A 24,500-nucleotide genomic window follows, 5' to 3' on the forward strand; every position below is an offset into this window, starting at 1 on the left:
CTCGCTATAATATTATTAATTACTTTTTTAGCGTCTATTTCAGCTTTTAATCTTTTTGCAGATTCAATTGCTAAATGGAAGGCGTTTGAGTAAAGCTCTCTAGTGTGTGTGTGTGTGTGTGTGTGTGTGTGTGTGTGTGTGTTCTATGGCTTTAAGGGAGTAGTTGAAGGCTTTTTTATAATCATTCTCCTTGTTAGCCACTAGAGCTAAAGCGTAGTACGTATTGGGATAAGTGTGGTCTGATTTTAAAGCTTTATTAAAGTATTTTAAAGCTTCCTTTTTTTTACCAAGTTGCATTAAATTTGCACCTACATTATTTAGCGTGATGCAATCATTCGGTTTTATTATTAATACTTGATCATAATATTTCATTGCTGTTTCAATATCATCTCGAAATTTTGCAAAGATGTTTCCCATCATCAATAATGCCCATTCATTTTTTGGATTCCATCTTAAGGCATAAATTAATGAGTTGATAGCTTCTTCTTGGTTTCCTAACTCTGAATAAATTTGACCTAAAATTCTATGATATTCAGAAATATTAGGGTTTAAATCAATTAAGTGTTGTGCTAAAATTTTTGCGTCTTCAAATTGCGAGCTTTCACAGAGTGAGGTTAGTTTTTGAAATTTTGTGGCTTCAACTTGAATACGTTTTGTATCAATTGATATCTTAATATACGTGCTATGGAAAGTAATTGAGGGTTTTATGTTTCCCATTGTATAGAAATCGGTAATAGCTTTTTTTAAGCTTTCTTCATTCTTTTCAATAATTGGAAAAAGTTCGTAAATGAAATTATCTAATGGATGTATTATTGTCATTTTATGCTATTATATCTTTTATTTAAAAATTAGAAAACACAGTATTTAGCTTAAGTATATTTTAAGTTTTTTCTACTGATTTGTGCATACCCGTTAATAATGGTCTTTTTTTTCTAATACTTCTTTTTACTTTAGATTTTCAATTCTTAACACAAATGTAATGAAGTTAATTTATCTTATAATATGATTGCACACCTTACATAGGGAAAATTTCGCAGTCACTTGTAAAAAGGCAAAACATTATAAAGTGCAGACGGTGTTTTTTAAAGATCTGGTATTTTGGTTAACTCGTATATAGTATGTAAAAGCTTCCAGCGTATAGCTTTCTTAAGTTTGGAGAAAGACTAGTTAGATAGGTTGCATTTACTTTTCCAATATTTTCTGAAATGGTGATTTCTAAGTTTTTTTAGACTGCTTAAGATTGTAGCATTATTCTCGTATTAAGATAGTCTGTCCTTTTTTCTTTGCACGTAAATTTGAGTCAATCAATATCCATTAACTAAATTATTCTCTCTAATCATCTAGAAAATTTAGACAACTAATTAAAAGTTCTGGGTCTCAGCTATATTGTAAAGTTATAAAATGACTAAACCACTACTTCCCTTTATTCCGCTTATTAAAATTCTTGTCGCCTCTAGTTTTTGGTTTTTTGTATTTTTCGGCAATTTTAAATTTATAAGACCCTCCTAAATTTTCTTTAGAGTTTTTTTCAGATTTCTCGTGAAAGGCAGGGCCAGGTGCATCTTCATCATTTCGCTTGGTAGGATTGTAGCGTTCTTTTATTTGCGGACGTTCTTCTTCTATCAATTCTGTTGAGATAACAAGCGCTTCAGGTAATGCCATTAAAGGAATGGTCATTTTCATCAAATTTTCAATACTTTCAATAGCTTCTTTTTCAACTTCCGTAGAAAAAATAAGCGCTTCACCTTCTCGTTCCGCACGACCAGTTCTACCAATACGGTGCATATAATTTTCAGGATAATCGGGCGTATCAAAATTAATCACGTGCGATACGTTGTCAATATCCAAACCCCGTGCCATCACGTCTGTAGCTATTAAAATACGGTTATCACCATTTCTAAACTGCTCGATACTACGCAATCTGTAATTTTGTGTTTTATTGGAGTGGATTACACAAATTTCTTCTTTAAAATGTTCCTCTAGCTTTTCAAATAAACGGTCGGCCATTTTTTTGAAAGCTACAAATATCAGTACTTTATTAAACCGATCTGTATCTTGAAGTAAATGTGTTAGCAGGTTAACTTTAGTATAAAAATTAGGCACATGGTACCGTTCTTGTGAAATGTTTTCTAATGGAGTTCCTGAAACAGCAATAGAAACCCGCTCTGGATTTTTAAAAAAATCATTGATTAAAACATCTACATCATGTGTCATTGTTGCCGAAAACATGATGTTCTGTCTTTTATCAGGTAGAATATCAAAAATATTAATCAGTTGGTGTCTAAAGCCTAGGTCCAACATAACATCTACTTCATCTATAACTAATTTCTGAATGGTTTTAAGCTGTAATACCCGACTTAAAGCAAGATCGTAGAATCTGCCCGGTGTTGCGACTAAAATATCGATACCTTGTGCAATAGCCTGTTTTTGGGTATTGATATTAGTACCTCCGTAAACCCCTAAAACTCTGTTGTTAATGTACTTAGAGAGTTTTTCGATTTCATCTACAACCTGTACCACCAGTTCCCGTGTTGGAACCAAAACCAGCACCCTAGGGGTTTCTTGGGTGGAAAATGTTAAATGCTTTAAAATGGGTAGCATATAAGCAAAGGTTTTTCCTGTACCTGTTTGTGCAATGCCTACAACATCTTTTCCCGATGCCACTACATTAAACGCTTCGGCTTGGATGGGGGTTGGGGTTGTAAAGCCTAAATCGTTTAAGGCGTTATAAAGTGGGGTGTTTAAATTTAAATCGTTAAAGTTCACGGTGCTGCATTTTAGCTAGCAAAGTTAAGTTTATTATTTTACACTAAATGGGTATTATGTATTTCAATAGTGTAAGCGGCTTCAAAAGTTTTTTCGGGAGCCAAAGCGAGTACCCCTTCTTTGTCTGTAAAGTTTTGATCGGTATCTTCATGATCTGCAATGCCTAACCAAGGTTCTATGCATACATAATCGCCTGCAGGCTTCGCCCAAATTCCTAAATAAGGGAAATCGGGATAATGAACTGTAAGAACATTGCCTTTTAATTTACTTTTAAGCGTTACTTTTCTAGATTTTAAATCTTTAAACACAAGAGCATCTTGGTTAAATAAATCATGTGTTAAGGGTATGGTGTTTGAATTGTGGAAAACGGATTTCGTTTTAGAGGACATTAAGCCTTTTTCCATATTGATAAGGTGCGTTTTAGAACGTTCAGGATATTCAAACTCTAACAGGTAGTCTTCATAATTTTCATTTTCAAATACGGGGCATTTAAAAGCAGGGTGTCCGCCCACAGAAAAAAACATTGTTTTATTGTCGTTATTTATAATGGTATGTCGAACTTCTACAGAGTTATCTTTAAGGGCGAAAGTGATGTGGAACTCAAATTTAAAAGGATAAATTTCCAAAAGGGCTTCATTAGATGCAAGCTTAAAGGTTAAACTATTTTCGGTTTGTTCATGAAGTTGCATGTCATTATTATTTCTAATAAAACCATGTTTTGGAAGCGTATAGCTTTTGTTGTCAAAGAAATAGGTGTTATTTTTTAAAGCACCAATTATAGGGAACAAGTTAGGCGCATGGGCCTCCCAAATGTCAGGATCTGCATGCCACATAAAACGTGTTTTGTTTTTTATAGCACTAATGTCACAAAGTTCGGCGCCTGTTTTTTTAACACTTATTTTAAGCTTTTTATTTTGTAATGTGTACATCATGATCAAGATTTAAACTATCGCACAAAATACTTAAAAATTTAAGTAATGTCCTTAACTTTGCGTTGTAAAATTTATTTTTTTATTGAGAACTAAACAATTCCATACGGTAAAACATCCCGAAGTATTTAATAATCAATTATTGATATGGGCGCAGCAATTTGACGATGTGGTTTGGTTAGATTCTAATACTTTGTTAGGCTCGGAAAATACTTATAAAGAACAAAATTATGCAAGTTACGATACGGTTTTGGCTGTAGACGCTTTTACAGGTATACAAACGGATTTTGTAGAGGGTTTTACAAAGTTAAAAGAGTATCAGTCCCATACAAAAGATTGGATTTTTGGATATTTGACTTATGATCTTAAAAATGATGTGGAACGCTTAGAATCGCATAATTTTGATGGCTTGCAATTTCCAGATCTATATTTTTTTCAACCTAAAAAATTATTCTTAATAAAAGGGAGCACGCTTGAAATTCAATATCTAAATTGTGTTGATGATGAGATAGAATCGGATTTAGAAACCATTCTTTTAATTCAAAATCAGCCAGAAGAAAACACCCTGAATAATATTCACATAAAGCCCCGTACAGATAAAAAGAGGTATTTGAAAAAAGTAGATACGCTTTTACAGCACATCCATCGTGGGAATCTTTATGAAGCTAATTTTTGTCAGGAGTTTTATTCAGAAAACACCACAATCGATCCGTTGGAGACGTATCGGAAACTGAATGCCATTTCCCGTCCACCTTTCGCCTCATTTTTAAAGTGTCAGGATAAATATTTAATATCGGCGTCTCCAGAGCGCTATATTAAGAAAGATCAAGACCGAATTATTTCCCAGCCCATAAAAGGCACATCAAAGCGATCGTCTAACGCTAAAGAAGATGAGCAATTAAAAAACAATCTGTTTTTAGATCCGAAAGAGCGTAGTGAGAATGTTATGATTGTTGATTTAGTGCGTAACGATCTTTCTAAAACAGCCCTCCGGGGAAGCGTTAAAGTAGAAGCTTTATGTGATATTTATACGTTTCAGCAAGTACATCAAATGATTTCAACAGTAAGTTCAAGAGTAGCGGCGCAAACTCATCCTGTAGATATTTTGAAGAGTACATTTCCAATGGGGAGTATGACGGGGGCTCCTAAAATTTCGGCCATGGAAATTATAGAAGAATTAGAAGATGCCAAGCGTGGCCTGTATTCTGGCGCGGTTGGGTATATTACACCAGAACAGGATTTTGATTTTAGTGTTGTTATTCGTAGTATCTTATATAATGACAGTGAAAAATATGTATCCTTTTCTGTAGGCAGTGCCATTACAACAAAAAGTGACCCTTATAAAGAGTATGAAGAATGTTTAATTAAGGCTAAAGCGATGCGTAAGGTTTTAGAAGCTTAGGAGTCGTTTTAATTTTAAGTGACAGTAAAAATGACAGTTTTCAGCTTCTATAGTTCCCTTTAGTATCCTTTAATCTTCGTTGATAGTAGAGTTTTTCTACCCCTATAGCTTTACGGCTTTACCCGAAAAAACCTTTGCAAAACTAAAATAAAACTTAACTTTGAACATGCTTGAACGTTTTGAACATCATATTAATAAAAACCTGCCTTTTCTAAAAGAAAAAAAACTGCTTATTGCTATTTCGGGAGGTATGGACAGTGTTATTTTAACGCACTTATGCCATAAATTAAAATTAAAGGTGGCTTTAGCACATTGCAATTTTAATTTAAGGGCAGAAGAGAGTGACGGTGATGAGTGTTTTGTTATAAAATTGGCGGAAGACCTGAATCTAGAAGTTTTTGTTGAAAATTTTGATACTTATAAATATGCCCAGGATAACAAGTGCTCGATACAGATTGCTTGTCGTGATTTACGTTATGCTTGGTTTAAAGAATTAGCAACACAATTAAACTGTCCTTTTATTTTAACGGCGCACCATGCCGATGATAACCTAGAAACGTTTTTGATTAACTTAACACGAGGAACAGGATTGGAAGGCTTAACTGGAATTCCAGAAATTAATGATCGTTTGGTAAGGCCCCTGTTGCCTTTTTCGAGTGCAGAAATGAAACAGTTTGCCAAAACGAATGCTATTAAATGGCGAAACGACAGCAGCAATGCGTCCACAAAATATTTGCGTAATAAGTTGCGACATGATATTATTCCTATTTTAAAAGAGATTAATCCAAAGGTGTTGCAAAACTTTCAAAACACCATTAGTAACTTAAAAGAAACACATGAGATCGTTACGGAAAGTGTGGATGTGTTTTTATCAAGAACCATCGAAAATATAAGTGGAAATGAAGTTAGATTTAAAATTTCAGAATTTAAAGCCGTAGCAAGCCCTAAAGCTTATTTATATGAAGTGTTTAAGGAATTTGGTTTTACACAATGGCATGACATCCTTAGTTTATTGGATGCAGCATCTGGAAAACAAGTGTTTTCATCTACTTATCGATTGATAAAAAATAGGGAGCATTTATTATTGAGTAAAATTCATGATTACGACAGTCCTGCTATAACAATTTCAGAAAACGATAAGTGGATTGAAACCCCTTTTGGAATGCTGGTTTTTGATGATGCTATAACAAACAGAGAAAAGGCTACGGTAAATAAAAAACATACGGTTGCTTATGTTGATAAAGCATTGCTTAAATTCCCATTAACATTGCGAAAATGGGAAGAAGGTGATGTGTTTTATCCGTTTGGGATGTCTGGAAAAAAGAAACTTAGTAAGTATTTTAAAGATGAGAAGCTATCAATATTGGATAAAGAGAACGTATGGTTACTATGTTCTGGAAACGACATTGTCTGGGTTGTAAATAGACGTGCAGATAACCGATTTAAAGTTACAGAAAACACCAGAGATGTTCTTGAAATTCAATTAAAAACAGGACTGTTATATTAATTACAGTCTAGATATTCGTATAAAAATGAAACTACAAGGTCAAATAGTCGATATACAAAACAAGCGTATCTATAAGGGAGAAATTACTATTGAACAGGGTAAGATTAAAACAATTGAAGAAAAGGATCATGATGTAAACCATTATATCCTTCCAGGCTTTGTCGATGCGCATATTCATATAGAAAGCTCTATGTTGGTGCCTTCAGAATTTGCACGATTGGCAGTTAAGCATGGTACCGTGTCAACCGTTTCGGATCCACATGAAATCGCAAATGTATTGGGAGTTAAAGGTGTAGAATTCATGATTGAGAATGGCAAACAAACCCCATTTAAATTTAATTTTGGCGCACCATCTTGTGTGCCTGCAACCGCGTTTGAATCGGCAGGCGCCGTTATCGATTCCCGTGCCATAAAAACACTTCTTGAAAACCCAGATATCAAGTATTTAGCAGAAATGATGAATTATCCAGGCGTGCTTTTTAATGATAGCGACGTTATGGCTAAAATAGCATGGGCAAAGCATTACAATAAGCCTATTGATGGGCATGCACCAGGGTTAAGGGGCGATGCTGTGTCAGCTTATATAAATGCAGGTATTTTTACAGATCATGAATGTTTTACTTATGAAGAAGCTTTGGAGAAGCTTCAAAAAGGGATGAAAATATTAATTCGAGAGGGGAGTGCCGCTAAAAACTTCGAAGCTTTAATAGCACTTCTTCCAGAGCATTTTGAAAATCTCATGTTTTGTAGTGACGACAAGCATCCAGATGATTTGTTGGTTGGCCATATCAATCAGCTTTGCGCTAGAGCTGTGGCGAAAGGTATGGATGTGTTTAAAGTCTTGCAGGTGGCATGTCTGAATGCTGTAAAGCATTACAGTTTAGAAGTGGGTCTGTTACAGCCCAATGATGATGCAGATTGTATTGTGGTCGAGGATTTAATACACTTTAATACACTTCAAACCTATATAAAAGGAAAGTTGGTTTTTGAGAATGGTCGCTCTCTTATTGCGCCTGTTTCATTTAAAAATTTAAATCATTTCAATTGCAGCAAAAAAAAGGTTTCAGATTTTAAAGTGGAAGCTTTAACAAAGCAGATTCGGGTTATAGAAGCGTTGGAAGGGGAGTTAGTAACCCAAGAGTGTGTTGAGGATGCTTTAGTAGAAAACGGAAATTTAATATCTAATATTGAAAAGGATGTTTTAAAAATCGCGGTTGTTAATCGGTATAATAACAGCCCACCTGCAATAGCGTTTATTAAAAATTTCGGATTGACAGAGGGTGCCATTGCATCTTCCGTAGCACACGATTCGCATAATATTATTGCCGTTGGTGTTTCAGATGAAGCCCTTTGCAAAGCCGTGAATGTTTTGATAGAAAATAAAGGTGGAATCTGTGCTGTTTCTTCTAATCCAGTCCAAGAGAAGGCCCTTGCATTACCAGTGGCTGGAATTATGAGTGACAAAGATGGAGAAACCGTAGGAAGACAATATGCCGAACTTGATAAAATGGCAAAAACAATGGGCTCCAAACTAAATGCTCCTTACATGACTTTGTCTTTTATGGCTTTGTTGGTTATTCCAGCTTTAAAGTTAAGCGATAAAGGTCTTTTTAATGGGAAAGACTTTAAATTTGCATCTTTGCAAGTTTCATGAACATAACGTGTTTTATAAATATAAAACGTTCTATAATTAAATAACAGTCCATACCTACAGCATACTAAAATTTAAAACATGCCTTTATTAGAATCTACTTACAAACCTGCTTTCTATTTAAAAAACGGATTTTTATCTACGGTATATTCGGGATTGATTAGGCGGGTTGCCTTAAAACAAACCCGAGAGCGCTTAAGTTTAAGCGACGGCGATTTTCTGGATCTAGACTGGAGTTATTCCGAAGAAAAAAGCAATACACTCATTATTTTGCTTCATGGGTTAGAAGGCAATGGGCAACGCCCTTATATGACGGGTACTGCCAGACTTTTTAATAAAAACCATATGGATGCCGTAAGTGTTAATTTTAGAGGCTGTAGTGGAGAGGATAATTTAAAATATAGCAGTTACCATTCTGGGGCTACTGGCGATTTAGAAGCGGTTATTGAGCATGTGGTTTCGGTAAGGAATTATTCTGAAATTTATTTAAAAGGTATCAGTTTGGGTGCCAATATTATTTTAAAATATTTAGGAGAGAGAGAAACGGTTCCAAAGCAAGTAAAGGCAGCCATTGCGGTTTCTGTTCCTTGTTACCTTCATGGTTCCTCTAAAGCATTGCACACTTTGAAAAATAAATTATTTCACGACCGCTTTTTAAAGGAATTAGTAGATAGGCTAAAACTTAAACAAAAACGGTTTCAAGAGGCATTAAGTGTTGAAGATCTTAATTCTATAAAAAGATTAATCGATTTTGATAATGTTTATACCGCAAAAGCACATGGTTTTAAGGATGCTTTAGACTATTATGAGCAGTCCAGTTGTTTACAGTTCTTGCCCAATATAACTACGCCATCACTTATTATAAATGCTTTAAACGATTCGTTTTTGTCTTCGGAATGTTACCCAATTAAAGCAGCGAAAAACAATCCTAATCTATACTTGGAAATGCCAAAATATGGTGGCCATTCAGGGTTTATAGAAAAGAAAGGTGTGTACTATAATGAGCGGCGTGCTTTAGAATTTATAACTGATATCACTTCGCTTTAAGACTTTCTGGAAAACCTTCTATTACAATATGCCAAAGCTCTGGGAGTAAAATATAAATAAAGAGGGTCAAGACCCCAATGGAAATAACATTCATAAAAAACCCCTTACTTACCATATCTGAAATTTTTAAATAGCCAGAACCAAAAACAACAGCATTGGGCGGTGTTGCTACGGGAAGCATAAAAGCACATGAGGCTGCAAGCGTTGCGCTAACCATAAGAATAAAAGGGTGAACGTCTATACTCAATGCCATGGGCGCCAAAACCGGCAATAGCATGGCTGTTGTGGCAAGATTTGACGTGATTTCCGTTAAAAAATTAACCGCCGCTACAATTAAGACGATTAATATAATGGTGGTAAAACCGGCAAATGAGGTCATTTGACTTCCTAAATAAAGGGCCAGTCCACTCGTTTCAAAACCTTTTGCTAAAGCCATCCCCCCACCAAACAACAAGATGATGCCCCAAGGTAAATCTCTAGTATCTTTCCAAGTCATTACTTTTTTATGTTTTGTTTTTGAAGGTATAACGAATAAAATAAGAGCAAAACATATGGCAATGATAGTATCATCCATTTGCGGCAATAATTTTTGGATTAAAAACGATCGGGTAATCCAACAGAAGGCTGTAGTGGCAAACACAAGGGAAACTACTTTTTCTTCATACGTCATATATCCCAAAGATTTTAAAAGCCGTTTGATTTCTTGTTTTCCTCCTGGAAATTCTTTTTGTTTAAACTTGAAAGCAAATGACGCCAAATATTTCCAACATATAAAAATCAACACCACTGAAATGGGAAAACCAAAGATAAACCATTGTAGAAAAGTGATTTCGTAGCCATATGTTTCTGCCACAACACCTGCCAAAACCAAATTAGGAGGGGTTCCTATTAAAGTAGCGATGCCGCCAATGGAAGCACTATAAGCAATGGCAAGCATCAACGCTTTTCCGAAAATAAGGTTTTCATCTTCATCTGTTTCGGGATTGTCTTTCAGCTGTTTTATAATCGCAATGCCTATAGGTAACATCATTACAGAGGTTGCTGTGTTGGAAATCCACATCGATAAAAATGCTGTAGCAATCATAAAACCCAAAATAATCCTTTTGATGTTTGATCCGATGATGTTGATAATGTTAAGCGCAATACGTTTGTGCAAGCCCCATTTTTCTATGGCAATGGCGATTATAAACCCTCCTAGATATAGAAACACATATTTGTGCCCGAATGAAGCTGTTGTAGCGCCAATATCTAAACTTCCAGAAAGCGGAAACAGAACTATAGGCAATAAAGCTGTTGCTGCAATAGGGATGGCCTCGGTAATCCACCAAACAGCAATCCATAACGTGGATGCTAAAACACCATTAGCTTCTGTTGATAAACCTTCGGGATGAAAGAATAAACGAATTAAAATAAAAAGTATCGGGCCTAAAAATAATCCAATGCGTTTTGTGGTTGTCATTAAAGAATGGTTAGTTCAATGTAATAATACTGATTTTAATTGAATTTTTTATTAAATATATTTTTTTTTTACGACATTGATTCTGAGTGCCTTGTAAGATTAAGTGTTGGAAATGAAATGAAATGGGCATTTGCTTAAAACCTTAAGATATTTTTTAATTTAAAAAATGCATGGTGCAATTTTTTCTTAAATATGTGTTTAATATTCATCGTAGAAATATGTATATTGCCTGTTAAGATAAAAATAAATAAGCAAGAATGGAACCAACAAAATTTGAGAGTGCTATATTTTTGATTGACCAAAAAAATGCAGAAGACCCTAATGCCTTTAATGTGCAGGGTATAGATTTTTCTAAAGAATTATTGTATTCGCAACGTATGACCCAAAAGTTATTGCAATTTGATCCGCAAGCATCTGAAGCGTTGCAGATTGCTGCAAGGGCACAACATATTTGCAGATGGAAAATAGCCAGAAATGAATATCCTATGGATAGAACTGGGTATCTAAAATGGCGTGAAACCTTAAAGAAAATGCATGCAGATATTACTTCTGAAATTTTGGAAAAACTAGGATATACCACCGAATTTATTGAAAAAGTTTCCTTTTTAATCAACAAAAAGCTTATTAAAAAAAATGAAGAAAGCCAAACGATAGAGGATGTGGTGTGCTTGGTGTTTTTAGAGTACTATTTTGAAGATTTTGCAGAGAAACATAGTGATGATAAAATTATTGATATCCTTCAAAAAACATGGAAAAAAATGTCGGCTAAAGGGCATGCGGCGGCTTTGAAACTTAATTTCTCTAAAAAAAGCTTAGCTTTAGTAAAACAGGCTATTTCATAAGAGTCTATACCATAGATGTGTTTTAAAAATACAACTTGAGTGTACATTTTAAATAATATTTTTTCAGTGAGTTAGAATTAAAAGCTTGCTTTTTAAAAGAAATCCCTTTAAAAATAGAAAAGAGATGAAATATTTTCTATAAAAAAAATCAGCAACCGTTTATAGGTTGCTGATTTGTTATAAAGGTAGGGTTAGCGTTTAACTATTTACATTTTTTCTTTTGAAATTGTAAATAGTTTCATCTATGGCAAACCAACAAAAATAGAAAATACCAACAGAGAATATGATATCCCCAATCATTCTTAACCATTTAAGGGTTTGTATTGTTGGAGAATATAATAATTCCGTATCTCTAGCGAAAGAGTAGCCTTTAGTGATTGAGGTGTAAGCTTGTATTATACCAATAGGCAATAAACTTAACAGCACCATGGCAATTAGTCCGATGTTTAAGAACCAAAACGCTCTTTTCAATTTTGTGTTTTGCCACACTCTATTAGAGTAGAAACGAAGACAAATTAAAATGAATCCCATGCCCAACATTCCATAAACCCCAAATAATGCTGTATGCGAGTGTACCGCTGTTGTATTTAAACCTTGGATATAATACAAGGCAATAGGAGGATTGATTAAGAACCCAAACACACCGGCTCCTACAAAGTTCCAAAATGCAACGGCAATAAAGAAAAATATAGGCCATTTGTATTTTTGCATCCAGGGTCTGCTCTTTAAAAGATTCCAGTTCTCTCTTATTTCAAAGCCCATAAGTGTGAGTGGAACCACTTCTAAAGCGCTAAACGTTGCACCCAAAGCAATAGCTTGCACAGGAGTACCTGAATAATATAAATGATGCAAAGTGCCCAGAATACCCCCCGCTAAAAATATAGAAGCAGATGCTACAGAGACATAGCCGGCTGTTTTAAGTGAAATAACTTTCATTTGAGAAAATATATAAGCAATTACTACCGTGGCAAACACTTCAAAGAAGCCTTCAACCCATAGGTGCACTAGCCACCATCTCCAATAGTTTATAACGGGTAAGCTGCTGTTTTCGCCATACATTAATCCAGAGAAAAAGAACATGCCGATAGCTATTACCGATAATAATAAAATAATTATAAGGTGTTTGGAAGCATCATTTTTTCTAATAGCATATAAAAGATGCCTGCTTACCATAATAACCCAAAGGACTAAACCAATAGCTAGAAATATCTGCCAGAAGCGCCCAAGATCCATGTATTCATAGCCTTGATGTCCAAAGAAAAAGTTGGTTGTTAAATCTAAAAATTGATGTACGCCCAACCATTCGCCCAACATAGAGCCCAATACAATGATAATTAAGGCAAAAAACAAGAAATTTATACCAAACGATTGGTATTTCATTTCTTTACCCGATATCATGGGAGCTAAAAATAAACCAGTTGCTAACCAAGTTGCGGCAATCCAAAATACTGCGAGTTGGGTGTGCCAGGTTCTTGTTATCGAATAGGGTAAATAATTAGCCAAGTCAAATCCAAAAAAAGCTTGTCCTTCTACGGTGTAATGTACAGTAACAATACCAAAAACAACTTGCAAAGCAATAAGTAAGGATATAACGATGAAATACTTTAATACTGATTTTTGAGATTTGAATAATTTTAGGTTGCTTAAAGGATCGGTCTCTGGCTTGTCCAACAATTCCCCTTTTTCATGGTTAAGCAAATAGTAATAGGTAAGAAGCCCTATAAAAAACAGAAGTAAAACAATAGATAATCCAGACCAAATTATAGAATCGTCTGTAATATTATTATCAATTAAGGGCTCGTGAGGCCAGTTGGAGGTATAGGTGTAGTCTTTGCCTGGTCTGTTTGTACTTGCTGCCCAAGATGTCCAGAAAAGAAAAGCATTAAGCTGCTCTAGCTTCTCTTTATCTACAAGAGCGCCTTTAGGGATGGCATATTCTTCGTGGCCTTCAGAAAAAATTGACGTATAATGTTTTATATTTTCTTTAATGGCGGCAAGCCTGCTTTCTGATATGGTAATAGACTTATCTGTTTCATTAAAGGTATTGGTTTTAATATCTTTAATTAAACGCGCTTTTAAGGCGGCTTTCTGTTCCACATCTAAGGCATCATATTCAGAATTAAAATCTTTTTTTGCCCAAGCGTTCAGCATGTATACTGCTTCTTTGTGAATCCAATCGGCGGTCCAGTCTGGTGCTACGTAGCTTCCATGCCCCCAAATAGAGCCCACTTCCATACCACCAATAGATTCCCATACATTTTGACCAATTTGTATGTCTTCTATGGTATATAAAACTTCTTGAGTTTCTTTTGTAATAACCGTTTGGGGTATCGGGGGTTGTGTTTGGTAAACTTCGGTTCCTACCCAGATGAGTACGATAAACGATAGTACGACAACACTAGTAAATGCAATCCATATTTTTTTCATAATAAGTATTTTGTAGTTTTCGTTATTTAGTTATTAACATTGTTAACACGCTCGACACTATCGTAATTTGAAAGCGATAATCGAATGATGCAATCTGAAGTACAGGTAAGATCGTGCGGAACATTTTCATCTAAAGCGATTAAATCACCTTTTTTAAGACTCTTTTTTTCGCCTTCAACACCAAAATCGATACTGCCTTCAAAAAGTTCAATAACAATAGGGTAGGGGGCTTTGTGTTCTTTCATCGTTTGTCCTTTTTTCATGACAATCCTTATTTCTTTAGAGGTTTTTGTTTTAAGCAAAACAGTAATTGCTGGCTTGTTTTCTAGATAGGTTATATTTTCAACCAAAGAAGCTGTATTCATTGTTTTAAGTATTTAAGTTATGATCCGTTATTATTTTAAAAGTTAAGTTGTTTATTTTTTCATCTAACATAATTTGGCAGGCCAGTCGGCTTGTGCTGTCCAAATCAGTTACTTTGCTAAGGGTTTCTTTTTCGGTTTGATCTTTAGTGTCTCTTAATACACCTTCTATAAGTTTTACATGGCAAGTGCCACATAGGCCGCGCCCTAGGCACTCACCAATATCTTCGTAGTAAGTATCTACAATAAGCTCCATTAAATTCGGGTATTCATACCTTCGAAACGGAATCTCAATACAACGGTTATTTGTTGTGATGATGTTAACAGAGTAGTTCATCTTTATTATACGTACTAAAAGGTCTTTTTCTCTTTTTTAAGAAAAAAGAGTCATTATTAAGATGCAAATCTAATTGATAAATCAATAAAGGACAAAATTATCCTAATTAAAATTTGTTTTTTTTTCATCCATTATACTAAGCGTTTGAAAATCTGTTATTTGAGAAATGTCTACGCTCGTATAAAAGTTTTAAATACGGACTTAATACATGAATATTTTGTATAGCGCTATCGCTATGCAACTTCGATGGCTTTGTAAGAGAGCGGTTAAGCTATGATCAATGCCTTTCTTTCGAAAAAGCTAAACGTGTTGCCTCCATAAGTTTTAGAATAGCTATGGTGTTCCAGTACAGATAAATCGGTGTGTTTGGAATGCTCGACAATAAGAGTCCCTGCTTCTTCTAGAAAACCATTTTTAAAAACCCGTTCTACGATATGGAAAAACTGTTCGTCTGTAAACTCGTAAGGAGGATCTGCAAATATAACGTCATACGGAGATATGGATTTTTCAAGAAACTTAAAAACATCACTTTTAATAACCTGTATGGGCATTTTAAAGGTGTCTACGGTTTGTTTTATAAATTTAATACAACCCAGGTCCTGATCTACAGCATGGATGTTTTCTGTTCCACGAGAGGCGAACTCATAACTAATGTTGCCAGTTCCTGCAAAAAGATCTAAAACAGAAAGATCTTCAAAATAATAAAGATTATTCAGGATATTGAAAAGCGATTCTTTTGCCATACCCGTAGTAGGTCTTACAGGCAAGTTTTTTGGGGCTACAATTCTTCTACTTTTATAAATACCTGAAATTATACGCATTAGAAATTTTTTATAAGTGTGAAATCTGAATAATTTGTTTTAGGTGCTGTTTTGTAAGTATAAGAATCAAAACGATTGCCAAAACTTACGTGCCTAATATAGTTATATGCTATGCTATGTACCGGGTCGTTTTTAGTCACATTTCCTAGAAAAACAAGCTGTAAACTCTCGGGGTCTAAATTAAGCTGTTCTGTAGTAAATAATAAATAGTATATAAAATCTTCGCTGGTGGTATATTCAAACGTATTATAAAATTGAAGGGCTCCTTTATTGATTACAACAATTTCGAAATGTCCAGAATCCATATGGGCATAAACTTTTTGGTCTTCAGATTTTTCTTCTATGAGTAAAAGTTGCTCGATTAATACCGTGGAAAAATGCTTAAAGGTAAAGGTCCCAAACTTCTCATAGATGTAATTGTTGATGTTTACATAGGGTACATATACATTTACGCTCTCATTATTAGAAATGGTATCATAAGTAATGAAATCGGTTTTTAATAATTTAGAATTGAACATCAAATAATCAGCTAAACATTCCTTTTTAAATAAAGCTTGGGGAACAAATGCTGAAAGTTCATTAACATGAATAACCGATATATTACTAAAGGTATCCTGTAAGGAGACTTCAGTTTCAAAAGTTAATTTTAAACGATCCAATACGTCAAAAGGATTCTGTTTTTTTTTAAAATCAACATGTTTTAGAAAAGAAATGGTGTGGTTACTTTTCTGCAGAATACAAAAAGAAAGTCCACTCAAGCTTATTTGAATGGACAGTTCTTTATGGTTTGATATTTCTGAAATATTATTCGTTTGCGCCATAGGTTTTTGGCCAGTTTCCTGTTGTATTAACCTCGGTCATAGAGCCCACTTTTAAAGCATCTCCATTAACACCATCTACAGAAATTACTTGATTTTCCTGGGCAATCAGGTCTTGGTCTTGATCATGTAAAATAACAGATTTTTTTACAGAGGCTTCAAATACAGGTATTTTTATTTCATTTTGATTGATGAAACCTGCTTTCATTTCAAATTTGGCGTCGTCCTTATCTGGAATGGGCACGTTCATCATTGTTTTGTAACGGTTGGAATTTTTAAACAAGGTGTCTTTAACAGAAACAAAGCCTAAAGTATCGATAACCACAATGTCTTTATAGGTTTCAACCCCACCAAAACGCTTAGTCATTTCTACATCCAATACACTAGAGTCTTTACGTTGGGTAATGGTAAATTCGGCAGTATCAATAAATGTAATTAAACTATTAAAATCACCAGCAAATTGACCGGTCACAGTTTTGTAAGCTAATTGAGCATCTCTAATATCTTTTAAGCTTTCAATAACCGCTACATAGCGTTTGTTTTTTAATTTGTTGAATTGTATTGGTGTGTAAATGGACATGTAGGTTTGATATCCTAAAAAGGCAATCAGCACCCATAGCAGTATATTTAAAATGGGTTTGAATTTAGACGGAATGAATTTGTCCACTAATTTAACTAAACCGAAAGTAACCAAAATTACAGCAACTGCGACAAGAATTATTTTTAACATAGTGCGTTATTTATTAATAGTACGTTATTTATTAAAAGATTTGTTAATGCTCTTCGCAAATCTACAATTTTTTTTCAATCGTTAAAACGTATGAGGACAAAAATCCTTCTTATATTTGAATAATTTATAATTTGTTACACGAATACATGACTTCATCCGAATTTTATTCTCTTATAAAAAAACAATTTCCTTTTGAACCCACGTTAAAACAGAGCATTGTTTTACAACAAATATCAGAATTTATATTCAATAATGATCCCCGGGCACTTTATCTATTAAAAGGATATGCGGGAACAGGAAAAACCACAATCGTAGGGACTATTGTAAATAACTTATGGAAAGCTAAAAAAAGCGCAGTACTTATGGCGCCAACCGGTAGGGCGGCAAAGGTAATTTCAAACTATTCTGGAAAGGAAGCCTATACCATACATAAAAAAATATATTTTCCTAAAAAGGATAAAGGCGGCGGGGTTAGTTTTGTTTTGCAACCCAATAAACATAAAAACACTCTTTTTATTGTAGACGAAGCATCTATGATTCCAGATGCTCCAAGTGATTCCAAACTATTCGAAAATGGATCGTTGCTTGACGATCTTATAACGTATGTATATTCTGGGCAGCAATGTAAATTGCTGTTAATTGGAGACACGGCGCAGTTGCCCCCTGTGAAATTAGACCTAAGTCCTGCTTTAGACGAGCATACATTGGCTTTAAATTTCAATAAAGAGGTTACAAAAATGGAATTAGATGAAGTGGTGCGACAGGGCTTAGATTCTGGAATTCTGGCAAATGCCACGATTTTACGTGAAACATTATCTAGTGATTTTTTAGATAGCTTTAAATTTAATTTAACGGGCTTTAAAGATATTGTAAGGTTAATTGATGGTTATGAAATTATGGATGCCATTAACGACTCTTACAGTAACTTAGGGAACGAGGAAACGGCTTTTATTGTACGGAGTAATAAACGTGCCAATATGTATAACCAACAAATACGCAGTAGGATTCTATTTAACGAAAATGAATTAACAGCCGGAGATTATTTAATGGTAGTTAAAAATAATTATTTTTGGGTGAAACCCACTACCGAAGCTGGCTTTATTGCGAATGGTGATATTATTGAGGTTCTTGAAATATTTAATATTGAAGACCTTTATGGTTTTCGTTTTGCCGAAGTAAAAATAAGAATGGTGGATTACCCGAAAATGAGTCCGTTTGAAACCGTTTTGCTTTTAGATACTTTGGAAACAGAAACCCCTTCACTAACGTACGAGGACTCTAATCGGTTGTATCAAGAAGTGATGAAGGACTTCGAATCTGAAACCAGTAAATATAAAAAATTCTTAAAAGTAAAAAACAGCAAGCATTTTAATGCCTTACAGGTTAAGTTCTCGTATGCGATAACCTGCCATAAATCTCAAGGAGGGCAATGGAATACCGTTTTTGTAGAGCAACCGTATTTACCAAACGGCATCGATAAGGATTATTTACGCTGGCTTTATACAGCCATAACTCGGGCTAAAGAAAAATTATACCTTATCGGTTTTACAGATGATTTTTTTGAAGAGCAATAGTTTTAAAAACCATTGCTCTTTCTTTAAGATATGAGTATAGGGCCATTGTTTACTTCTTTTTAGATACTAGGCAAATATTATGGGCATTATACTTAAAAACAAAGAATAAAAATCTTATTTTTGAAAGCAGATCCTTAGCGTTTTTTAGCGGGATTATGCTTAGTTAAATAATAGAAACTACCTATGAAAATCATTTCAATGATTCCAGCACGTTATGCTGCTTCTCGATTTCCTGGAAAATTAATGCAAGACCTTGGAGGCAAGACCGTTATTAGGCGTACGTATGAAGCCACTGTTGCCACAAACTTATTTCACGATGTTTTTGTGGTTACCGATAGCGATATAATTTATAATGAAATTGTAAGTAATGGAGGCAAGGCCATTATGAGCAAAAAAGAGCACGAATGTGGAAGCGACCGGATAGCCGAGGCGGTAGCCTTTATGGATATTGATATCGTTATCAATGTGCAAGGCGATGAGCCGTTTACAGATGAAGTGTCTCTAAGCAAACTTATTGATGTTTTTAAAAGCGATAACAATAAGCAAATCGATTTAGCCTCTTTGATGGTACATATTACGGATGAGGAAGAAATTAACGATCCCAATACCGTAAAAGTGATAGTCGATCAATCAAACTTTGCGCTTTATTTCTCAAGAAGTCCGATCCCTTATCCTAGAGATAAAGATGCTGGTGCAAAATATTTTAAGCATAAAGGGGTGTATGCTTTTAGAAAAGAGGCCATTTTAGATTTTTATAAACTGCCTATGCTGAGTTTGGAGGCTTCAGAAAAAATAGAATGTATTCGATATTTAGAATATGGAAAACGTATTAAAATGGTAGAAACTTCAGTACAGGGTGTAGAAATCGATACCCCCGAAGATTTGGAGCGCGCTAAAAAATTATGGAAATAAATTATAAAAATATTAAAGTTATAGGTTTTGATGCCGACGACACCCTTTGGGTGAATGAAACCTATTTTCGAGAGGCCGAGGTAGAGTTCGGTTCTTTATTATCTGAATATGAAACCTTAAATAAATTAGACCAAGAATTGTTTAGAAAGGAAATTGATAATTTACCTCTATACGGGTATGGCGTGAAGGCCTTTGTGCTTTCTATGGTAGAAAGTGCTTTAGAGCAGTCCAACTACAATATCTCCCCAAAAAGCATTGCGTCTATTTTAAATATTGGAAAAAACATGTTAAATAAACCTGTAGAGCTCCTTGATGGGGTAGAGGAGGTGTTAAAAACATTGTCAAAAAAATACCGTTTGATTTTAGCGACGAAAGGCGATTTATTAGATCAAGAACGTAAATTGGAAAAATCTGGACTTACCGATTACTTTCATCATATTGAAGTGCTTAGCGATAAGAAAGAAACCAACTATTCTCGATTGTTAAATCATTTAGAGGTTAAGCCCTCCGAGTTTTTAATGATAGGAAATTCATTAAAGTCTGATGTGTTGCCATTAGTGAATATAAAAGCACATGCCATTCACGTTCCTTTCCATACTACGTGGGCCCATGAGAAAGTGAGCGAAAAGGAAATTAATGGCAAACATTACAACACAATAAAGTCTTTAAAAGATGTTTTAACCTTACTAAAATGAATTTGGCAAAACACTAATTTAGGAATTAAATAAGTAGTATTTTTACCCTTCTTAAAAAAGAAATTTAAATGAATTATAAAAACTTTCCCATGGTGCCAAGAGTTGTTTTTGGCAGAGGTAGTTTCAATCAGTTAAGTGAAATAATATCCCCAAAACGACTGAACACTAAAGCACCCTTCATTTATTTGATAGATGATGTTTTTAAAAATGATGCATGGTTAACCTCCCGTGTTGCGTTATCTTATGATGATAGGATAATTTTTGTATCCTCAGAAGAAGAACCCAAAACAACGCAAGTAGATGACTTGGTAGAAGATATCATTTTATCATTTAAAGAACGCCCATCAGGAATAATTGGCATTGGCGGGGGCACTATCCTAGATTTAGCAAAAGCTGTATCCTTAATGTTAACAAACGAAGGTGGCGCTAAAGATTACCAAGGATGGGATTTAATTAAAAACCCAGGAATCTATCACGTGGGTATTCCCACGATTTCCGGTACAGGTGCCGAGGTTTCTAGAACAACAGTACTTACGGGACCTACTAGAAAATTAGGAATTAATTCCGATTTTACACCTTTCGATCAAGTTATATTAGATTCCGAACTTATTAAGGACGTCCCAACAGATCAATGGTTTTACACTGGTATGGATTGTTACATCCATTGTGTGGAGTCTTTAACGGGCACGTATTTAAATACTTTTAGTCAAACCTACGGGAATATGGCTTTAGAATTGTGTAAAGAGGTGTTTTTAGAACACAACTTAACCGAGGTGGAGTCTCAAGAGAAATTAATGATGGCTTCTTGGCATGGCGGCATGAGCATCGCTTACTCTCAAGTAGGAGTAGCACATGCGATGAGCTATGGCTTGGCCTATTTACTTGGAATAAAACACGGTATTGGTAACTGTATCGTATTTGATCACTTGGAAGAGTTTTATCCTGAAGGGGTGAAACTGTTCAAAAAGATGAAAAAGATACATAACATCACCTTGCCAAAAGGGATTTGTGCAGATTTAAGTGATAAGGATTTAGATATCATGATAAATACTGCTATGGGATTAGAACCCCTTTGGGAAAATGCTATTGGTAAAAATTGGAAAAAAACCATCACTAAAGAAAAGCTAAAATCACTTTACCAAAAGATGTAATATGCAAGGGCTTGCTAAATTTATTTATTTTAAACTTTTAGGATGGCAGATTAAGGGCAATTTGAATTTTTCTAAAGATTCGGTTAAAAAAGCTATAATTATTGCTGCGCCTCATACGAGTTGGCACGATTTTTATATCGGGGTCTTACTAAGGGCGGCAGTAGCCCTTAAAACAAATTTTATTGCAAAAAAAGAATTGTTTGTGTTCCCTATAGGCTGGTTTTTTAGAGGCCTGGGAGGTGCCCCTATCGATCGGTACACGAAAGCTAATAAAGTGGCGGCAATAGCCAAACTCTTTGAAGGAAAAAAAGAGTTTAGACTAACGTTGGCTCCAGAAGGTACACGTAAAAAAGTAGAAAAATGGCGTACTGGTTTTTATTATATAGCAAAAGCGGCCCAAGTTCCTATAATCATGTTTACCCTTGATTTTAAAAATAAACAAAATTATATATCAGAACCTTTTTATCCAACAGATGATGTTAAAGCAGATTTTGAATACATGTACCGATTTTATGAGGGCGTGATAGGAAAAGAGGAGGTCTATTCTTGATTTTATAATTAAAATATGAAATAGACATGCTGTTATTCCTAAAAGTAAATTTTGGAGATTTCAAATTAATAAAAACTTTTTTGTTCTTTTCAGAAATGTTATAAAACTGTTTAAACCATGGATTCTCTCAGTTTTTGTAATCTTATTACAGGCTGTTTATAGCGTCTAATAGGATTGTAAAGCATGCTAAACCTTAAATTTTTAAAGTGAAAATTATATAATGGGTTACGGAATTTGGCTTATTTCTGTATCTTTATAGCTTATGAAAAAAGACCTTAAAATAGCCGTCTTGATCGATGGCGATAACATACCTTCAAAGTACATCACGGAGATGATGGAAGAAATTGCAAAATATGGATCTCCAACCATAAAGCGTATTTATGGCGATTGGACCAAACCACATTTATCCAAATGGAAAAATATTTTACTTGAAAATGCTATAACGCCTATACAGCAATATGGGTATACCACAGGTAAAAATGCTACAGATTCGGCTATGATCATCGATGCGATGGATATTTTATATTCTGAAAAAGTCGATGGGTTTTGTTTAGTGTCTTCCGATAGCGATTTTACAAAATTGGCCACACGATTGCGAGAGGCCGGCATGCAGGTATTTGGTATTGGAGAAAAGAAAACACCAAATCCCTTTATTGTGGCCTGTGATAAATTTATTTATTTGGAAATTTTAAAATCTAATACAGAAGATCCAAAAGAAGGAGAAACAAAGTCACCACAAAAAAACCTTTACAATATTACCCCTAAAGTTATCAAGATGCTTCAAAATTCTGTTAATGATGTGGCCGACGATGATGGTTGGTCCTTTTTAGGAGATGTGGGGTCGATAATCCTTAAAAAACAACCTAATTTTGATTCCAGAAACTTTGGATTTGAAAAACTAACTCCCTTATTTAAGTCTCTGGATCAATTTGAAATGGAACAAAGAGACCAAAGTAATGGCCGGTTTAAGTTAATATATGTACGTAATAAATAATATTTAGATTGTTTAAGGATTTTAAATGTTTAGTCCTTATCCATTTGCGACCCTATAAAAGGAATTCTCGGAGCTAAAAAATAACCGGTTAAACTGGCGAATAAAATAGGAATAAAATAGGAAAACCCTGTGAGTGTTGCTAATAAAATAGTAGTACTCATGGGGGTTCTTGTTACACAGGCATTAATTCCAGCCATACAACTTACAATGGTTAAGGTAAGGTTTGTGGAAGGAAAAAAGTGATGGATAATCAATCCCAGCGTAGCGCCTACAAAAAACAGAGGGATGATAAAACCGCCTCTCCAACCAGAGGTTACGGTAATGGCAATGGCTATTATTTTAAAAATAAACACAGCAAATAGTAGTGTTATTGGTAAGCTTCCCTCCAATAATTCATTTATTTCATGATGTCCAAAATATCTGGTTAATGGAAAATAAAATGAAATACAGCCTAATAATAATCCCCCAATCAGGGTTTTTATGTAAATAGGCATAGGACGTTTTTCAAAGAGGTATTTAAAAAATTTGGTACAGTAAATAAACCCCCAACCCGTGGCAGTGGCCAGAATGGAAAATAATACGGCATATCCAAAATCGAACACATTGGAATACTCATAGGTGGACAAATCCCAAGTAGGACCAATACCCAATTGAATAATTAAAGCAAAAACAATATAACTAAAGCTACTGGCCACTAATGCCGGTATAATGGCTTTGTAATATTCTACGGCGTGTTTGTGGTGTAATATTTCTAAAGAAAACAAACTTCCACCAAGTGGCGCACCAAATAAAGCGGTAAATCCCGAAGCCATACCGGCAATGCTCAACGATCGTAATTCTTCGCCTTTAAGCCTAAACACTTTACCTAGCCAAGTGCCTGTAGATCCCGTAACTTGAACCAAAGGGGCCTCAGGACCAAGACTACCGCCAGAAGCTACACATAGTAACGAAGACAATATCATGGAGGGATTATTCTTCGGGTCTAATTTGCCTTTATTAAATCGAATATTGTTTACAATAAGGTGAATTTCGCCAGGATCGCCAATAAAGTGGATAACCAACCCAGCTAAAAATCCGCAAATAGCCATAACAGGAATAACTTCCCAACCTTCAAAAAATGCGATTTTATGAGTTAAATATTGCAGAACAATCCAATATATACCAGCAATAAGTCCGCCAATAAGACCTAATAAAGCCCATAGCAAAAAAGATCTGTTAAATACAAATGGATTAAATGTAATCGGCTGGTCTAAGATATTTAAATAGGTTATTAACTGTCTTTTTTTCTTTGTTTTCAACGTGTTTTAGCTTTATAGAAATATAACACTTATGGCCGTCACAACTAAGCGACTCCTTTATTTGGTTGTTTTTTATCAAAAAATCTATCAAAAAACAAAACTAAAGCATTTTGATAGATTCAAAACCACTCCCATCCGAAAGTTTTTAAATATTAGCTAAAACTACTTGTTAAGCCCTATTAACAGGGATTTATTTTGACTCTATCAAGAAAATAAGTCTGTTTTAAA

22 protein-coding genes are annotated in these 24,500 nt (G+C 34.6%); 11 read left to right on the top strand and 11 right to left on the bottom strand.

Going from position 1 to position 24,500, the window contains the following annotated elements; all coding sequences use genetic code 11:
• Positions 1-99: 99 nt before the first annotated feature.
• From ACFFU9_RS04490 to ACFFU9_RS04500, 3 genes are all read right to left on the bottom strand, one after another.
• Positions 100-819, bottom strand: coding sequence for a tetratricopeptide repeat protein (locus tag ACFFU9_RS04490; protein ID WP_379860183.1), 720 nt, complete (start codon positions 817-819; stop codon positions 100-102).
• 594 nt (positions 820-1,413) lie between these two features.
• Positions 1,414-2,766 (bottom strand): DEAD/DEAH box helicase, encoded by a 1,353-nt coding sequence (locus ACFFU9_RS04495; protein WP_379860184.1) that lies wholly within the window; start codon positions 2,764-2,766, stop codon positions 1,414-1,416.
• Positions 2,767-2,804: 38 nt separating this feature from the next.
• Positions 2,805-3,698, bottom strand: coding sequence for an aldose 1-epimerase family protein (locus ACFFU9_RS04500; protein ID WP_379860185.1), 894 nt, complete (start codon positions 3,696-3,698; stop codon positions 2,805-2,807).
• An 82-nt stretch (positions 3,699-3,780) separates the two neighbouring features.
• On the opposite strand from ACFFU9_RS04500, the gene ACFFU9_RS04505 reads away from it, so the two are divergent.
• From ACFFU9_RS04505 to ACFFU9_RS04520, 4 genes are all read left to right on the top strand, one after another.
• Positions 3,781-5,097 (top strand): anthranilate synthase component I family protein, encoded by a 1,317-nt coding sequence (locus ACFFU9_RS04505; protein WP_379860186.1) that lies wholly within the window; start codon positions 3,781-3,783, stop codon positions 5,095-5,097.
• 166 nt (positions 5,098-5,263) lie between these two features.
• Positions 5,264-6,604, top strand: coding sequence for a tRNA lysidine(34) synthetase TilS (gene tilS / locus ACFFU9_RS04510; RefSeq protein WP_379860187.1), 1,341 nt, complete (start codon positions 5,264-5,266; stop codon positions 6,602-6,604).
• Between the two features lie 25 nt (positions 6,605-6,629).
• A complete protein-coding gene (ade, locus tag ACFFU9_RS04515) occupies positions 6,630-8,258 on the top strand; it encodes an adenine deaminase (RefSeq protein ID WP_379860188.1) in 1,629 nt (542 codons plus the stop codon).
• Positions 8,259-8,336: 78 nt separating this feature from the next.
• Positions 8,337-9,302: a YheT family hydrolase gene (locus ACFFU9_RS04520; RefSeq protein WP_379860189.1), complete on the top strand. Its 966-nt coding sequence runs from the start codon at positions 8,337-8,339 to the stop codon at positions 9,300-9,302.
• On the opposite strand, the gene ACFFU9_RS04525 is transcribed toward ACFFU9_RS04520, so the two are convergent.
• Entirely contained in the window at positions 9,289-10,761 is a 1,473-nt protein-coding gene (locus tag ACFFU9_RS04525; RefSeq protein WP_379860190.1) for an SLC13 family permease, read from the bottom strand. The two genes, ACFFU9_RS04520 and ACFFU9_RS04525, sit on opposite strands and share 14 nt — an antisense overlap.
• 257 nt (positions 10,762-11,018) lie before the next feature.
• Here ACFFU9_RS04525 and ACFFU9_RS04530 point away from each other — a divergent pair, with 257 nt between their 5' ends.
• The gene (locus tag ACFFU9_RS04530; protein ID WP_379860191.1) at positions 11,019-11,603 is read left to right on the top strand and encodes a DUF4202 domain-containing protein; all 585 of its coding nucleotides are present in this window, start codon (positions 11,019-11,021) and stop codon (positions 11,601-11,603) included.
• A 198-nt stretch (positions 11,604-11,801) separates the two neighbouring features.
• Here ACFFU9_RS04530 and ACFFU9_RS04535 read toward each other — a convergent pair whose 3' ends face one another.
• The 6 genes from ACFFU9_RS04535 to ACFFU9_RS04560 form a co-directional block, all read right to left on the bottom strand.
• Positions 11,802-14,030 carry a nitric-oxide reductase large subunit gene (locus ACFFU9_RS04535; RefSeq protein ID WP_379860192.1) on the bottom strand — a complete coding sequence of 743 codons (2,229 nt, stop codon included), beginning with the start codon at positions 14,028-14,030 and terminating at the stop codon, positions 11,802-11,804.
• Between the two features lie 26 nt (positions 14,031-14,056).
• Positions 14,057-14,395 carry a cupin domain-containing protein gene (locus tag ACFFU9_RS04540; RefSeq protein ID WP_379860193.1) on the bottom strand — a complete coding sequence of 113 codons (339 nt, stop codon included), beginning with the start codon at positions 14,393-14,395 and terminating at the stop codon, positions 14,057-14,059.
• Positions 14,396-14,399: 4 nt separating this feature from the next.
• On the bottom strand, positions 14,400-14,729 hold the full coding sequence (locus tag ACFFU9_RS04545) for a 2Fe-2S iron-sulfur cluster-binding protein (RefSeq protein ID WP_379860194.1): 330 nt from the start codon (positions 14,727-14,729) through the stop codon (positions 14,400-14,402).
• Between the two features lie 266 nt (positions 14,730-14,995).
• Positions 14,996-15,550, bottom strand: coding sequence for a 16S rRNA (guanine(966)-N(2))-methyltransferase RsmD (rsmD, locus tag ACFFU9_RS04550; protein ID WP_379860195.1), 555 nt, complete (start codon positions 15,548-15,550; stop codon positions 14,996-14,998).
• Entirely contained in the window at positions 15,550-16,371 is an 822-nt protein-coding gene (locus ACFFU9_RS04555) for a DUF3822 family protein (RefSeq protein WP_379860196.1), read from the bottom strand. The genes rsmD and ACFFU9_RS04555 overlap by 1 nt, the downstream gene beginning before the upstream one ends.
• A complete protein-coding gene (locus tag ACFFU9_RS04560) occupies positions 16,355-17,098 on the bottom strand; it encodes a hypothetical protein (protein WP_379860197.1) in 744 nt (247 codons plus the stop codon). Before ACFFU9_RS04560 ends, ACFFU9_RS04555 begins: the two co-directional genes overlap by 17 nt.
• A gap of 146 nt (positions 17,099-17,244) precedes the next feature.
• Between ACFFU9_RS04560 and ACFFU9_RS04565 the strand changes: the two genes are divergently transcribed.
• The 6 genes from ACFFU9_RS04565 to ACFFU9_RS04590 all read left to right on the top strand — a co-directional run bounded on the left by ACFFU9_RS04565 (position 17,245) and on the right by ACFFU9_RS04590 (position 22,974).
• Positions 17,245-18,672 (top strand): ATP-dependent DNA helicase, encoded by a 1,428-nt coding sequence (locus ACFFU9_RS04565; protein WP_379860198.1) that lies wholly within the window; start codon positions 17,245-17,247, stop codon positions 18,670-18,672.
• Between the two features lie 183 nt (positions 18,673-18,855).
• Positions 18,856-19,584, top strand: coding sequence for a 3-deoxy-manno-octulosonate cytidylyltransferase (gene kdsB, locus ACFFU9_RS04570; protein ID WP_379860199.1), 729 nt, complete (start codon positions 18,856-18,858; stop codon positions 19,582-19,584).
• Positions 19,575-20,279, top strand: a complete 705-nt coding sequence (locus ACFFU9_RS04575; RefSeq protein WP_379860200.1) for an HAD family hydrolase — start codon at positions 19,575-19,577, stop codon at positions 20,277-20,279. Before kdsB ends, ACFFU9_RS04575 begins: the two co-directional genes overlap by 10 nt.
• 68 nt (positions 20,280-20,347) lie before the next feature.
• Positions 20,348-21,430, top strand: coding sequence for an iron-containing alcohol dehydrogenase family protein (locus ACFFU9_RS04580; protein WP_379860201.1), 1,083 nt, complete (start codon positions 20,348-20,350; stop codon positions 21,428-21,430).
• Between the two features lies 1 nt (position 21,431).
• Positions 21,432-21,980, top strand: coding sequence for a 1-acyl-sn-glycerol-3-phosphate acyltransferase (locus tag ACFFU9_RS04585; protein WP_379860202.1), 549 nt, complete (start codon positions 21,432-21,434; stop codon positions 21,978-21,980).
• A 262-nt stretch (positions 21,981-22,242) separates the two neighbouring features.
• Positions 22,243-22,974 (top strand): NYN domain-containing protein, encoded by a 732-nt coding sequence (locus tag ACFFU9_RS04590; RefSeq protein ID WP_379860203.1) that lies wholly within the window; start codon positions 22,243-22,245, stop codon positions 22,972-22,974.
• Positions 22,975-23,003: 29 nt separating this feature from the next.
• On the opposite strand, the gene ACFFU9_RS04595 is transcribed toward ACFFU9_RS04590, so the two are convergent.
• Positions 23,004-24,272: a chloride channel protein gene (locus tag ACFFU9_RS04595; protein WP_379860204.1), complete on the bottom strand. Its 1,269-nt coding sequence runs from the start codon at positions 24,270-24,272 to the stop codon at positions 23,004-23,006.
• Positions 24,273-24,500: the final 228 nt, after the last annotated feature.

The sequence above is a fragment of the Mariniflexile ostreae genome, assembly GCF_042427585.1.
Lineage (GTDB): Bacteria > Bacteroidota > Bacteroidia > Flavobacteriales > Flavobacteriaceae > Pseudalgibacter > Pseudalgibacter ostreae.